The sequence below is a fragment of the Pseudonocardia sp. Ae717_Ps2 genome (assembly GCF_001932475.1).
In the GTDB taxonomy this organism is placed as follows: Bacteria; Actinomycetota; Actinomycetes; order Mycobacteriales; family Pseudonocardiaceae; genus Pseudonocardia.
In genome coordinates, this window is the sequence record NZ_MCIS01000001.1 from 1,197,947 (window position 1) to 1,211,917 (window position 13,971).

At 75.1% G+C, this 13,971-nt stretch carries 12 protein-coding genes; 8 read left to right on the forward strand and 4 right to left on the reverse strand.

Going from position 1 to position 13,971, the window contains the following annotated elements; genetic code table 11:
• Positions 1 to 151: 151 nt before the first annotated feature.
• On the forward strand, positions 152 to 1,897 hold the full coding sequence (locus Ae717Ps2_RS05785) for a DAK2 domain-containing protein (RefSeq protein WP_075312150.1): 1,746 nt from the start codon (positions 152 to 154) through the stop codon (positions 1,895 to 1,897).
• Positions 1,898 to 4,078, forward strand: a complete 2,181-nt coding sequence (gene recG / locus Ae717Ps2_RS05790; RefSeq protein ID WP_075307661.1) for an ATP-dependent DNA helicase RecG — start codon at positions 1,898 to 1,900, stop codon at positions 4,076 to 4,078.
• Between the two features lie 4 nt (positions 4,079 to 4,082).
• Here recG and Ae717Ps2_RS05795 read toward each other — a convergent pair whose 3' ends face one another.
• Positions 4,083 to 4,787: a hypothetical protein gene (locus Ae717Ps2_RS05795; RefSeq protein ID WP_143510319.1), complete on the reverse strand. Its 705-nt coding sequence runs from the start codon at positions 4,785 to 4,787 to the stop codon at positions 4,083 to 4,085.
• Positions 4,788 to 4,937: 150 nt separating this feature from the next.
• Here Ae717Ps2_RS05795 and Ae717Ps2_RS05800 point away from each other — a divergent pair, with 150 nt between their 5' ends.
• On the forward strand, positions 4,938 to 8,318 hold the full coding sequence (locus Ae717Ps2_RS05800; RefSeq protein ID WP_075333109.1) for a pyruvate carboxylase: 3,381 nt from the start codon (positions 4,938 to 4,940) through the stop codon (positions 8,316 to 8,318).
• Between the two features lie 21 nt (positions 8,319 to 8,339).
• Entirely contained in the window at positions 8,340 to 8,894 is a 555-nt protein-coding gene (gene rsmD, locus Ae717Ps2_RS05805) for a 16S rRNA (guanine(966)-N(2))-methyltransferase RsmD (protein ID WP_075307657.1), read from the forward strand.
• 7 nt (positions 8,895 to 8,901) lie between these two features.
• On the opposite strand, the gene Ae717Ps2_RS05810 is transcribed toward rsmD, so the two are convergent.
• From Ae717Ps2_RS05810 to Ae717Ps2_RS05820, 3 genes are read right to left on the reverse strand one after another with little or no spacing between them, the layout of a single operon-like run.
• Positions 8,902 to 9,585, reverse strand: a complete 684-nt coding sequence (locus Ae717Ps2_RS05810) for an HAD family phosphatase (protein ID WP_158071461.1) — start codon at positions 9,583 to 9,585, stop codon at positions 8,902 to 8,904.
• Complete coding sequence (locus Ae717Ps2_RS05815) at positions 9,582 to 10,031, reverse strand: PTS glucose transporter subunit IIA (protein ID WP_075307653.1); 450 nt, start codon at positions 10,029 to 10,031, stop codon at positions 9,582 to 9,584. The genes Ae717Ps2_RS05810 and Ae717Ps2_RS05815 overlap by 4 nt, the downstream gene beginning before the upstream one ends.
• The gene (locus Ae717Ps2_RS05820; RefSeq protein ID WP_020626212.1) at positions 10,028 to 10,258 is read right to left on the reverse strand and encodes a glucose PTS transporter subunit EIIB; all 231 of its coding nucleotides are present in this window, start codon (positions 10,256 to 10,258) and stop codon (positions 10,028 to 10,030) included. The genes Ae717Ps2_RS05815 and Ae717Ps2_RS05820 overlap by 4 nt, the downstream gene beginning before the upstream one ends.
• A 169-nt stretch (positions 10,259 to 10,427) precedes the next feature.
• Here Ae717Ps2_RS05820 and Ae717Ps2_RS05825 point away from each other — a divergent pair, with 169 nt between their 5' ends.
• Genes Ae717Ps2_RS05825 through Ae717Ps2_RS05840 form a run of 4 tightly spaced genes read left to right on the forward strand, consistent with a single transcriptional unit; the run spans position 10,428 to position 13,964 of the window.
• Positions 10,428 to 11,732 (forward strand): PTS transporter subunit EIIC, encoded by a 1,305-nt coding sequence (locus tag Ae717Ps2_RS05825; RefSeq protein ID WP_075307651.1) that lies wholly within the window; start codon positions 10,428 to 10,430, stop codon positions 11,730 to 11,732.
• Between the two features lie 26 nt (positions 11,733 to 11,758).
• The gene (locus Ae717Ps2_RS05830) at positions 11,759 to 12,025 is read left to right on the forward strand and encodes an HPr family phosphocarrier protein (RefSeq protein WP_043280640.1); all 267 of its coding nucleotides are present in this window, start codon (positions 11,759 to 11,761) and stop codon (positions 12,023 to 12,025) included.
• Positions 12,022 to 13,185: an N-acetylglucosamine-6-phosphate deacetylase gene (locus tag Ae717Ps2_RS05835; RefSeq protein WP_075333110.1), complete on the forward strand. Its 1,164-nt coding sequence runs from the start codon at positions 12,022 to 12,024 to the stop codon at positions 13,183 to 13,185. Before Ae717Ps2_RS05830 ends, Ae717Ps2_RS05835 begins: the two co-directional genes overlap by 4 nt.
• Entirely contained in the window at positions 13,185 to 13,964 is a 780-nt protein-coding gene (locus Ae717Ps2_RS05840; RefSeq protein ID WP_075307647.1) for a glucosamine-6-phosphate deaminase, read from the forward strand. The genes Ae717Ps2_RS05835 and Ae717Ps2_RS05840 overlap by 1 nt, the downstream gene beginning before the upstream one ends.
• The last annotated feature ends 7 nt before the right edge of the window (positions 13,965 to 13,971 follow it).

The following is a 13,971-nucleotide window of genomic DNA, read 5'->3' on the forward strand; positions in this document are numbered from 1 at the left end:
CACTCCTCGGGTTGACGAACAGATTCACGAACAGATTCTCGGCACGGACGTGCCGAGGCTCGGCCTTCAAGTCTAGCCACCCCCGTGTCGCGACCGGCGCGCGGGGCCGTCCCGCGGCACCGGGGGCCGCCGCGCACCTAGTGTGGTGCCCGTGGCCTCGCCGTTCGACCCCGCGCTGCTGCGCCGTTGGATCGACGCCGCCGCCGAGCGGCTCACCGCCGGGCGGGCCGAGATCGACCGCATCAACGTCTTCCCGGTCGCCGACCACGACACCGGGTCGAACCTGCTGCTGACCGCCCGCGCGGCCGCCTCGGCCCCGCTCGACGGGGACGCGGCCGAGGACGTCCGACCGGTGCGGGCCGCGTCGGCCCTGGCCGCGGCCGCCGTGCGCGGAGCCCGCGGGAACTCCGGCCTGATCCTGTCCCAGCTGTTCCGGGGCCTGGCCGAGGAGCTGGAGGCCGCGGCGGCACGACGCCCGAACACCCCCGCCGGTGAGCTGCTCGCCGGGGCGCTGCGGCGGGCGGCGGCGCTGGCGGCCGTCGCGGTGTCCGCGCCGCGTCCGGGGACCGCACTCACCGTGCTCGACGCCGCCGCCGCGGCCGTCGCGGCGCGGGTCGCCGCCGGTACGGCGTCCGGGCCTGCGTCCGAGCCCCTGGTCCCCGGTGCGACGCCCACCCGGGTCGCCGGCCCCGCCGACCCCGCGGACCCCGCCGACGCGGGACACGGGACGGACGCGGGACACGGGACGACCGTCGCCCTCGCCGAGGCCGCGCGCGTCGCGGCGGACGCGGCGCGGGCCGCGCTGGCCCGGTCCACCGGGCGCCCGCCGGAGCTCGTGCGGGCCGGGGTCGTCGACGCGGGCGGGCTCGGCCTGGTCGTCGTCCTCGACGCGCTGGTCGCCGCGGCCGGCGGTGATCCGGCGCCGCCGCCGTCGTCGCAGGTGGCGGGGCCTGGTCCGGCCTCGACGGTCACCGCCGACGGCGAGCTCGTGCCGTGGGTGCCCCAGCCGGTCTACGAGGTCACCTACTGGCTGCCCGCCCCCGACCCGGCGGCGGTGGAGACGCTGCGCGCCCGGCTCGCCGGGCTCGGGGACTCGGTCGGCCTCGCCGGCGACGGCGGCGGCGGCGGGGTGATGGTGCACGTCCACACCACCGAGGCCGGGCCCGCGGTCGAGGCGGGGCTCGCGGCGGGGCGCCCGTCCGGGATCCGGATCGAGGCGCTGCCGCCGGCGCGGCCGAGTCGGGACCGCGCCGTCCTGCTGATGATCGAGAGCAGCGGGGCCGGGGCGCTGGCCCGGGCCGCGGGTGGGAACGTGCTGGTCGCCGACCCGGACCCGACCGTCGACGAGGTCCTGGCCGCGATCCGGGCGACCGGTGCGGAGCACGTCGTGGTGCTGCCGTGCGCGACGCACCGGCGCACGGTCACCGAGACCGCGGCCGAGCGGGTGCGGTTCGAGGGCATCGACGTCGTGGTGGTCCCGGCGAGCTCGGTGCTGCAGGGCCTGGCCGCGCTCGCGGTGCACGACCCGGCCCGTCGCGCCCCGGACGACGTCGTCGCGATGGCCGAGGCCGCGGCCGCCACCCGGACCGGTGGGCTCGCCGTCGCCGAGGCCGAGGCGCTCACCTGGGCCGGTCCCTGCCGTCCGGGGGAGATCCTCGGGATCTCCGACGGCGAGGTCGTGCTGATCGCCCCGGATCTCGCTGTCGGTGCCCTGTGGTTGGCTCACCGCATGCTCACTCCGGGTGGGGAGCTGGTGACCGTGCTGCTCGGCGCGGCCGCCCCCGACGAGCTCGGGGAGCGGCTCGCCGAGGACCTGCGCCGCACCCACCCGGAGGTCGACGTCGTGGTGCACCGGGGGGAGCAGGGCGACTACCCGCTGGTGCTGGGAGTGGAGTAGATGGACGACGGGTTCGACCTCGACAGCCGGCTCGACGGGCCGCTCGGGCGCAAGGCCGCCGACGCGCTGGCCCCGCTCGGGCTGGAGACCGTCGGCGACCTGCTGCGGCACTACCCGCGCCGCTACGTCGACCGCGGCAGGCTCACCGAGATCGCCGGTCTCGTCGCGGGGGAGCACGTCACGGTCGTCGCGCAGGTCGCGCGGGCCGAGCTGCGGGACATGCGCAACCGGCGCGGGAAGATGCTCAAGGCCGTCATCCGGGACGAGAAGGGCGGCGAGCTCGACGCCACCTTCTTCAACGGCTGGAAGCTGCAGGGCTTCATCAAGCAGGGCGTCGTCGGGGTGTTCTCCGGCAAGGTCGGGGTGTTCAACAACCGGCTGCAGCTGACCCACCCGCAGTTCGAGGAGATCGAGGAGAGCGACTCGCTGCGCCCGTTCCTGTCGGTCTACCCGGCGAACGCCAAGGTGACCTCGCAGGCGATCGCGCGGTCGGTCCGCCAGGTGCTGGACCAGATCGACGACCCGACCGACCCGCTGCCCGAGTCGCTGCGCGAGCGGGAGAAGCTGCCCGAGCTGGGGCGGGCGCTGCGGCGCATCCACGTCCCCGAGACCGAGGCCGACCTCTTCGCCGCTCGGCACCGCCTGGTGTGGGACGAGGCGCTCGGTGTGCAGCTGGCGCTCGCGCTGCGCCGGGAGGCCACCGTCGCGCGGCCGGCCCCGGTGTGCCCGCGCCGCGACGACGGCCTGCTCGCCGCGTTCGACGCGAACCTGCCGTTCCCGCTCACCGAGGGCCAGCAGGAGGTGGGTGAGCAGGTCGCCGCGGACCTCGCCCGGGAGCACCCGATGAACCGCCTCGTGCAGGGCGACGTCGGCGCGGGCAAGACGATCGTCGCGCTGCGGGCGATGCTGCAGGCCGTCGACGCGGGCACCCAGGCCGCGATGCTGGCCCCCACCGAGGTCCTCGCCGCCCAGCACGCCCGCTCGCTGCGGGCGATGCTCGGCCCGCTCGGGCGCAGCGGCGAGCTCGGCGCGGCGGAGAACGCGACCGCGGTGACGCTGCTGACCGGGTCGATGGGGGCGAAGGCCAAACGGCAGGCGCTGCTCGACGCGCAGTCCGGGGCGGCGGGGATCGTCGTCGGGACCCACGCGCTGATCCAGGACACCGTCGGGTTCGCCGAGCTGGGGCTGGTCGTGGTCGACGAGCAGCACCGCTTCGGCGTCGAGCAGCGTGACGCGCTGCGCGCCCGCGGGGAGAAGGCCCCGCACATGCTGGTCATGACGGCCACGCCGATCCCGCGCACCGTGGCCATGACCGTCTACGGCGACCTGGCCGTGTCCGAGCTGAAGGGGCTGCCGAAGGGCCGTTCCCCGGTCGCGACGACCGTCGTGCCGCTCGCGGAGCACCCGTCGTGGATCGAGCGGGTCTGGCAGCGGATCCGCGAGGAGGTCGAGGCCGGTCACCAGTGCTACGTCGTGTGCCCCCGGGTCGGCGGTGCCGAGAAGGAGGGCGCCGAGAAGGAGGACACCGAGGAGCCCCCGCCGGACGACGACGGCGGCGAGGAGCGGCGCGCCCCGCTCGCGGTGCTCGACATCGCCCCGCTGATCTCCGAGAAGCTGGCCGGGCTGCGGGTCGGGATCCTGCACGGCAAGCTCCCGCCGGAGGAGAAGGACACCGTGATGCGGGCCTTCGAACGCGCCGAGCTGGACGTGCTGGTCGCGACCACGGTGATCGAGGTCGGCGTCGACGTGCCGAACGCGACCGGGATCGTGCTGCTCGACGCGGACCGGTTCGGGCTGTCCCAGCTGCACCAGCTGCGCGGCCGGGTCGGCCGGGGCAGCGCTCCCGGGCTGTGCTTGCTGGTCACCGACATGCCCGCCGCGACCGCCGCCCGCGAGCGGCTCGACGCGATCGCCGGGACCACCGACGGCTTCGAGCTGGCCCGGCTGGACCTGGAGCTGCGCCGCGAGGGCGACGTGCTCGGATCGAGCCAGTCCGGGTCCCGCTCGGGGCTCAAGCTGCTGTCGCTGCTGCGCCACGGCGAGGTCATCGAGAAGGCCCAGGTCTACGCCCGGCACCTGGTCGCCGAGGACCCGGGCCTGGCCGGCCACCCGCGGCTGCGGGCCCTGGTGGCCGAGACCCTCGGCGACGAGGAGCGGGCCGCCTACCTGGACAAGTCCTGACCGGTCACGGCCCGGGGAGCTCACCGCGGGCCGCGGCGTCGAGCCGGGCGCGGGCCGGGCGGGGCAGGTGCACCCGCCCGGACCGCTCGAGGCGGTCCAGCTCGGCGCGGGCGCGGCCGTAGGCGGCGAGCCGTTCTGGTTCGGAGTCGGAGTCCCGCGCCGTGGTCAGCAGCTTCACCACGCGCTCGACGGTGCGCCGCTCCTCGGGGTCCAGCCCGGCGAGCCGGATCCGGTCGGCGGCGGCCACCGCGGCGGTCCAGGCGCGGCGGGCGGCGTCGACGGCGCGCACGTGGGTCGCGGCGTGCGGCTCGCCCGGGTAGCCGTCGGTGTCCAGCGCCTGGGCCTCGGCGAACGCGTCGACGAACCGGGCGGTGGCCGCCACCGTGGTGTCCGACAGCGCCGGGCGGCGCAGCACGGCCAGCGGGTCGGCCTCGTGCGCGGCGAACTCGCCGCGCAGCCGCTGGAACTCGGCCCGTGCACGTCGCCACGCCTGCTCGGCGGCGACGGCGTCGGGCGACAGCGCAGGCCGCGGGACCGGTTCCGCCACCGGACCGTCCGCCGGGCCGCGGTCGGCGCGCAGCCGCCGGTAGGCGCCGACCACGGCCATCACCAGCAACGCCAGCGACAGGAGCTGGACCACCACGGTCAGCACCGGCACCACCGCCCCGGACCACCGTCCACGGTGCCCCAGGTGGGCGGATCGCGCCACGTGCCTCACGGAGCCGGGCGTCGTCCCGCTGGGTGGGCACCCCGTCCCGAGCGGTGGTCGGGACCGCTCCGATCGTGTCAGGATCACGCGTCCGTCGCGGGGGAACCCCTGTCGCGACGGGGTTCGTCGCCGACCGTGATGAGGAGACCGATGTTCCGCAAGGTGCTGGTGGCCAACCGGGGCGAGATCGCCATCCGGGCGTTCCGGGCCGCGTTCGAGCTGGGTGTCTCGACGGTGGCGGTGTTCCCGTACGAGGACCGCAACTCGCTGCACCGCGCGAAGGCCGACGAGTCCTACCAGATCGGTGAGCAGGGTCACCCGGTCCGCGCGTACCTGTCGGTGGAGGAGGTCATCCGCGCCGCGAAGAAGGCCGGCGCGGACGCGGTCTACCCCGGATACGGCTTCATGTCGGAGAACCCCGACCTCGCCCGTGCCTGCGCCGAGGAGGGCATCACCTTCGTCGGCCCGCCCACCGAGGTCCTGCACCTGACGGGCAACAAGTTCCGCGCCGTGGCGGCCGCCCGCGAGGCCGGCGTGCCGGTGCTGGAGTCCTCCGACCCCTCCGACGACGTCGAGGAGCTGCTCGCCGCCGCCGAGAACATCGACTTCCCGATCTTCGTCAAGGCCGTCGCCGGCGGCGGCGGGCGCGGGATGCGCCGGGTCACCGAGCCCGGCGACCTGCGCGACGCGATCGAGGCCGCGAGCCGGGAGGCGGAGTCGGCCTTCGGCGACGGCACCGTGTTCCTGGAGCAGGCGGTGGTCAACCCCCGCCACATCGAGGTCCAGATCCTCGCCGACGCCGAGGGCAACGTCGTGCACCTCTACGAGCGCGACTGCTCGGTGCAGCGCCGCCACCAGAAGGTCGTCGAGATCGCCCCGGCCCCGAACCTGGACCCGGAGCTGCGGGACCGGATCTGCGCCGACGCGGTGAACTTCGCGAAGACGATCGGCTACGTGAACGCCGGCACCGTGGAGTTCCTGCTCGACGAGCGCGGCAAGCACCACTTCATCGAGATGAACCCGCGGATCCAGGTCGAGCACACGGTCACCGAGCAGGTCACCGACCGCGACCTGGTCATCGCCCAGCTGCGGATCGCCTCCGGGCTCACGCTGCCGGAGCTGCGGCTGACCCAGGACGACATCACCCTCACCGGTGCGGCGATGCAGACCCGCATCACCACCGAGGACCCGGCCAACGAGTTCCGCCCCGACGTCGGCACACTGTCGGTCTACCGCTCCCCGGGCGGCCCGGGCGTGCGCCTGGACGGCGGCACCGTGCACGTCGGCGCCGAGGTCTCGGCGCACTTCGACTCGATGCTGGTCAAGCTGACCTGCCACGGCCACGACTTCGCCAACGCCGCCCGGCGCGCCCGGCGCGCGCTGGCCGAGTTCCGGATCCGCGGTGTGGCGACGAACCTGCCGTTCCTGGCCGCCGTGCTGGAGGACGAGGACTTCAAGCAGGGCCGGGTGACCACCAGCTTCATCGAGGAGCGCCCGCACCTGCTCAAGGCCCGCCCGTCGGCCGACCGCGGCTCGCGGATCCTGCAGTACCTGGGCGAGGTCACGGTCAACAAGCCCAACGGTGACCGGCCGCTGGTCGTGGAGCCGGTGGACAAGCTGCCCGTCGGTGTCGACCTGGAGACGCCGGCGCCGGACGGCTCCGCGCAGCTGCTGCGTGAGCTCGGTCCCGAGGGCTTCGCGCGCCGGCTGCGTGAGCAGACCGCCGTCGCGGTCACCGACACGACGTTCCGCGACGCCCACCAGTCGCTGCTGGCGACCCGGATCCGGACCCGGGACCTGCTCGCGGTCGCGCCGTACGTGGCGCGCACCATGCCCGAGCTGCTGTCGCTGGAGTGCTGGGGCGGTGCGACCTACGACGTCGCGCTGCGCTTCCTCGCCGAGGACCCGTGGGACCGGCTCGCCGCGATCAAGGCGGCGGCGCCGAACATCTGCACCCAGATGCTGCTGCGCGGGCGCAACACGGTCGGCTACACGCCGTACCCGACGGAGGTGACCGACGCCTTCGTGCAGGAGGCGGCGGACACCGGCATGGACGTCTTCCGGATCTTCGACGCCCTCAACGACGTGTCCCAGATGCGTCCGGCCATCGACGCCGTCCGCGGCACCGGCACGGCGCTGGCCGAGGTCGCGCTCTGCTACACCGCGGACCTGTCGGACCCGGGGGAGAAGCTCTACACCCTGGACTACTACCTGCGCCTGGCCGAGGAGATCGTTGAGGCCGGTGCGCACGTGCTGGCGATCAAGGACATGGCCGGGCTGCTGCGCCCGCCTGCGGCGCGGACGCTGGTCACGGCGCTGCGGGAACGCTTCGACCTCCCGGTGCACCTGCACACCCACGACACCGCTGGCGGTCAGCTCGCGACGCTGGTCGCGGCGATCGACGCCGGGGTCGACGCCGTCGACGGCGCGGTCGCCTCGATGGCCGGCACCACGAGCCAGCCGTCGCTGTCGGCGCTGGTCGCGGCCACCGACCACACCGAGCGTGCGACCGGGCTGAGCCTGGCCGCGGTCGGGGACATGGAGCCGTACTGGGAGGCGGTGCGCAAGGTCTACGCGCCGTTCGAGTCCGGGCTCGCGTCGCCGACCGGGCGGGTCTACCACCACGAGATCCCCGGCGGGCAGCTGTCGAACCTGCGCCAGCAGGCGATCGCGCTCGGCCTCGGCGACCGGTTCGAGCTGATCGAGGACTGCTACGCCGCCGCGGACCGGATGCTGGGCCGGCTGGTGAAGGTGACGCCGTCGTCGAAGGTCGTCGGTGATCTGGCCCTGCACCTGGTCGGGGCCGGGGTGGAGCCCGCGGACTTCGAGAAGGACCCGGCGAGCTTCGACATCCCGGACTCGGTGATCGGGTTCCTGCGCGGTGAGCTGGGTTCGCCGCCCGCGGGCTGGCCGGAGCCGTTCCGGACCCGCGCGCTGGAGGGCCGCAGCCCCGAGGCGGAGAAGGCGGAACTGTCCGGCGACGACCGCGAGGGCCTCGCCCACGACCGGCGCCGCACGCTGAACCGGCTGCTGTTCCCCGGCCCGACCAAGGACTTCGACACCCACCGCGAGCAGTACGGCAACACCGCGGTGCTGTCGTCGAAGGACTTCTTCTACGGGCTGGAGGAGGACCTCGAGCACACCGTCGACCTCGAGCCCGGCGTCACGCTGATCATCGAGCTGGAGGCCGTCTCCGAGCCCGACGAGCGCGGCTACCGCACCCTGCTGACCACCCTGAACGGCCAGCTGCGCCCGGTGTCGGTGCGCGACGAGTCGGTCGCCACCGAGGTGAAGGCCGCGGAGAAGGCGGAGAAGGGCAACGACGCGCACGTCGCCGCCCCGTTCGCCGGTGTCGTGACGCTGCAGGTCGAGGAGGGCGACACCGTCGACGACGGCCAGACCGTCGCCACCATCGAGGCCATGAAGATGGAGGCGTCGATCACCGCGCACCGGGCCGGCACCGTCACGCGGCTCGCGATCGGGAAGGTCACCCAGGTCGAGGGCGGGGACCTGCTGGTCGAGCTGGACTGAGCCGCACGGCACGATGGAGCGATGACCAGGCTGATCGCGGGCACGGCGGGCGGACGACGGCTCGCCGTGCCGCCGTCGGGGACCCGGCCGACGTCGGACCGGGTCCGGGAGGCGCTGTTCTCCGCGCTCGACCACGACCCGGGCCTGCACGGGACCGCCGTGCTGGACGTGTGCGCGGGCTCCGGCGCGCTGGGGCTGGAGGCGCTGTCCCGGGGCGCCGCCGAGGCGCTGTTCGTCGAGTCGGACAAGCGGGCAGCGGGGGTGCTGCGGCGCAACCTGGCCGCGGTCGGGCTCGGCGGGACGGTCGTCGCGGGGCGGGCCGGGACCGTGCTGGCCGGGCCCGCGCCGCGGGCGTTCGACGTCGTGCTGGTCGACCCGCCCTACGCGGTGCCCGACGACGAGGTCGCGGGCTGGCTGAGCGCCGCCGCCGCCCACGGGTGGCTCGCACCCGGGGCGGCCGTCGTCGTCGAGCGGGCGAAGGCGTCGGGGGAGTTCGGCTGGCCGGAGGGGTTCACCGCGGGCCGGTCGCGCCGCTACGGCGACACCGTCCTGCACCACGGCTCGCTCGTGGGCTGAGCCCGGATCAGGCCGCCGGGCCCAGTAGCCGGTCGGGCGTCAGGTCGGGCACCGTGCGGTGCGCCCCGGCCGCGGTCAGCTCCGCGTCCCCGGCCGTCGTCCGTACCCCGACGATGGTGCCCATCCCGGCCGCGACCAGCGAGGACACCCCGGCGACGGAGTCCTCGAACGCGACGCAGCCGCCCGGTTCGGCGGCGAGCCGGCGGCATGCGGCGAGGTAGCCCTCCGGGTCCGGCTTGCCGCGCACCACGTCCTCGGCGGTGACGACCAGCTCGACCAGCGGGGCCGCGCCGAGCACGTCACCCAGCACCCGGTCCGCCCAGCTGCGACGGGCGCTCGTCACCACCGCGAGCCGGTGCCCGCGCTCGGCCAGCGAGCGGAGCAGCGCGGGTGCGCCGGGGACGACGTCGACGTCCTCGGCGAGGGCGGAGCCGTGCCCGGCCAGCTGCGCGGCGAGCTCGTCGGGGTCCTGGCCGCGCCACGGCCCGACGACCTCGCGCAGTACGTCGACCGCGCGGCGGCCCATGAACCGGTGCCGGTAGGTGTCGTCGTCGACCTCGGCGCCCCACTCGGCGAAGAACCGGGCCCAGATCCGGCGGTGCACGTGCTCGCTGCGCACGAGGGTGCCGTCGAGGTCGAAGACGACCGGGGCCCCGTCGGGGACGGTGGCCACTGCATCGGCGCCGCTCACAGGCGGAACAGCTCGTCGCCGGCGCGCACGGTGTGCCCGGTGGGGGCGCTCACCGACCCGGCGGGTGAGTCCAGCACGACGACCGGGCAGGTCGCGGCCAGTCCGGCAGCCCGCACGGCGGCGAGGTCGACGGTCAGCACCGGGCTACCCGGGTCGACCGCGTCGCCCTTCGCGACGTGCACGGTGAACCCGGCCCCGCCGAGCGAGACCGTGTCGATCCCGACGTGCACCAGCACCCCGGGCCCGTCGGCGGGGGCGACGACGAAGGCGTGCGGGTGCAGCGCCGCGACCGTCCCGCCGACCGGGGCCAGCACGACCGCCTCGGTGGCGTCCGCGGACGGTTCGACGGCCGTCCCACCGCCGAGCAGCTCGTCGCGGAACACCGGGTCCGGCACCCCCGCCGGCCCGACCACGGTCCCGTCGACGGGCGCGAGCACGGAGCTCACAACAGGTCCCGGACGTCGTCGCAGAGGTTCTCCGCCTCCGGCCCGATCACGACCTGCACGACGGTCCCGGACCGGACCACACCGTGCGCCCCGGCGGCCTTCAGCGCGGCGTCGTCGACCAGGCCGGGGTCGCCGACCTCGGTCCGCAGCCGGGTGATGCACGCCTCGATGTCGGTGATGTTCCCGGGCCCGCCCAGCCCCGCCACGATGTCGTCGGCCCTGCTCATGGGGTTCCTCCGCTCTCCGGTCACTACTGGTCATGACCAGTGTCTTGACAGTGCCGCGATCGCCCCGCACCCTCACTGGTTATAACCAGACCGTACCGGCTGACGCGGCGGCTCCACAACGCCCGCGCACCGGTCCCGGTCGCCGACACCTCACGAGGAGTGCGAGCCCATGAGCACCTCCACAGCGGAACCGGTACGACGACGGGCCGGGCTGGCCGGCCTGCAGCGTCTCGGCCGGAGCCTGATGCTCCCGATCGCCGTCCTGCCCGCGGCCGGTCTGCTGCTGCGTCTCGGGCAGGACGACCTGCTCGGCGGGGTCGAGGCGCTGAAGCAGCCCGCGGCGGTGCTCGCCGCGGCCGGCGGCGCGCTGTTCGACCACCTCCCGATGATCTTCGCGGTCGGCATCGCGATCGGCTGGGCGCGCCGCTCCGACGGTTCCACCGCGCTGGCGGCCCTCGTCGGCTACCTCGTCATGGACGGGGTGTTCACCGCGCTGTCCCCGGTGCTGCTGCCCGGGGTGCTCGACTCGAAGGGCGAGCAGGCCACGATCGACTTCGGGGTGCTGGGCGGCATCGTCGCGGGGCTCGTCGCGGCGCTGCTGTGGCAGCGCTTCCACCGCACGACGCTGCCGACCTTCCTCGGTTTCTTCAACGGCCGTCGGCTGGTCCCGATCCTCACCGCGGTCTCGATGATGGTGATCGCGTCGGTGATGAGCCTGGTCTACCCGGTCTTCAACGCCGGGCTGACCGGGCTGGGCACCGTGGTCGGGGAGAACGCTGTCGTCGGCGGCGGGATCTTCGGCCTGGTGAACCGGCTGCTGCTGCCGATCGGGCTGCACCACATCGTCAACAACGTCGTCTGGTTCCTCATCGGGGACTACCAGGGGGTGCACGGCGACCTGCAGCGGTTCTTCCAGGGTGACCCGACCGCGGGCACCTTCATGACCGGCTTCTTCCCGATCATGATGTTCGCGCTGCCCGCCGCGGCACTCGCGATCTGGCACGAGGCCCGCCCGGAGCGGCGCAAGCTGGTCGGCGGGATCATGGTGTCGGTCGCGCTGACCTCCTTCGTCACCGGCATCACCGAGCCGCTCGAGTACGCCTTCGTCTACGTCGCGTGGCCGCTGTACCTGATCCACGCGGTGCTCACCGGCACCTCGCTCGCGCTGGTCAACGCGCTCGACATCCACAGCGGGTTCGCCTTCTCCGCCGGCGCGATCGACTATGTCCTCAACTTCGGCCAGTCCACCCGGCCGCTGTGGCTGATCCCGATCGGGCTGGCCTACGCCGTCGTCTACTACGTGCTGTTCCGCTTCGTGATCCGCCGCTGGAACCTGCGCACCCCCGGCCGGGAGGACGACGAGACCACCGGCACCGAGACCACACCGGCCACCGTCACGGCCGCGACCACCGAGAGCGCCGGGACCACCGGGGCCGCCGGCGACACCGACACCGCCGGGCGGGCCGACCGGTGACCACCCACGAGGAGCAGGAGAGCACCGTGCACACCCGCACCGCCGTCGTCGCGTCCCGGGTGGGGCTGCACGCCCGCCCGGCCGCGCTGTTCGCCCGCGCGGCAGGCGCCACCGGACTGGACGTCACCGTCGCGACGCAGGGGAAGGACCCGGTCGACGCCCGCAGCGTCCTCGGGCTCATGACTCTCGGCGTCGTCTTCGGCGACGAGGTCGTCCTGCGGGCCACCGGCGACGACGCACCCGCCGCGCTGGACGGCCTCGTGGCGCTGCTCGAGACGGACCACGACGCGTGACGGCGGACCGCGTGCTGCGCGGCACCGTCGTCACCGACGGCCGGCTGCTCCCGGACTCGGTCGTCGCGATCGCGGGGGACCGGATCGTCGCGGTCGTCCCGGCCGCGGCGTACGACGGTCCGCTCCCGCCCGCGTCGTCGTCGCTGCTGCTGCCCGGGCTGGTCGACGTGCACGACCACGGCGGTGCCGGACACGGCTTCCCGGACGCGACGGCGGCCGGGGCCGCGGCGGCCGTCGCCCACCACCGGGCGCACGGCACGACGACGACGGTCGCCTCGCTCGTCTCGGCCTCGCCGGACGTGCTGGCGGAACGGATCGCGACGCTGCGCCCGCTCGTCGTCGCCGGGGACCTCGCCGGGATCCACCTGGAGGGCCCGTTCCTGGCCACCGCGCGGTGCGGCGCGCACGACCCGCGCGCGATCCTCCCGGGCGACCCCGTGCTGCTCGACGAGCTGCTGACCAAGGCCGACGGCGCCGTCGCGTCGGTGACCTACGCGCCGGAGACCGCGCACGCGGCGGACCTGCTCGCGGTACTCGCCACGCACGGCGTGCTGCCGAGCATCGGCCACACCGACGCCGACGCCCGCACCACCGCGTCCGGGATCGAACGGGCCGGCGGGGCGCCGATGAGCGCCACCCACCTGTTCAACGCGATGCCCCCGGTGCACCACCGGGCGCCCGGGCCGGCCGCGGCGTGCCTGGCGGCGGCCGCGCGGGGCGAGCTCGTCGTGGAGCTCGTCGCGGACGGGGTGCACCTGGCCGCGGAGACCGTCGCCGCGGTGTTCGACCTCGTCGGGCCGGACCGGGTCGCGCTGGTCACCGACGCGATGGCCGCGGCCGGGATGCCCGACGGCCAGTACCGCCTGGGCACGATGCAGGTCCGGGTGGACGACGGTGTCGCCCGGATCCCGGACGGGCCCATCGCCGGCGGCACCGCGTGCCTGGTCGACGTCGTCCGGGCCACGGTGCGCGACGCGGGGGTCCGGCTGCCGGACGCGGTGCTCGCCGCGACCCGCACGCCGGCCCGGCTCCTCGGGCTCGACGGCGAGGTCGGGTCGCTGGTCCCGGGCCACCGCGCCGACGTGCTCGTCACCGACGCGGACCTGCGGCCGCGCCACGTGCTGCGTGCCGGGGAGCCCGTCATCGGTGGGGGTGCGTGATGGAGATCGTGGTCCTCGACGACCCACGGGCCTGCGGGCGGGCGGTCGCCGACGCCGTCGCCGAGGTCCTGGCCCGTGACACCGGCCGGCCGGCGACCCTCGGGCTCGCCACCGGAAGCTCCCCGCTGCCCGCCTACGCCGAGCTGATCCGGCGGCACCGCGAGGAGGGGCTGTCCTTCGCCGGGGCGCGGGCGTTCCTGCTCGACGAGTACCTGGGCCTGCCCGCGGGGCATCCGCAGTCCTACCGCGAGGTCATCCGCCGGGAGCTGACCGACCACCTCGACATCGACCCGGCCGCGGTGCACGCCCCCGACGGCACCCGCGCCGACCCGGAGGCGGCCGCCGCAGACTACGAGCGGCTGCTCGCCGCGCACGGCCCGGTGGACCTGCAGATCCTGGGCATCGGCGGGAACGGCCACATTGGGTTCAACGAGCCCGGCTCGGCGTTCGACTCGCGCACCCGGGTCACGACGCTGACCGAGCGGACCCGCGCCGACAACGCACGGTTCTTCGACCGTCCGGCCGATGTGCCGCACCGGGTACTCACCCAGGGGCTGGCCACCATCACCGGCGCGCGGCGGATCGTGCTCGTCGCGACCGGGGAGGGCAAGCGCGCAGCCGTGGCGGCGACGGTGTCCGGACCGGTCACGACCGACGTGCCCGCGACCGTGCTGCGCACCCACCCGCACTGCACGCTCGTGCTCGACCGGGCGGCCGCCGGGGAGCGGGCCGGGCCCGTCGCGGCCGGGCAGGTCGGCGCACCGGGACGGGGGCGGTAGTGGCTAC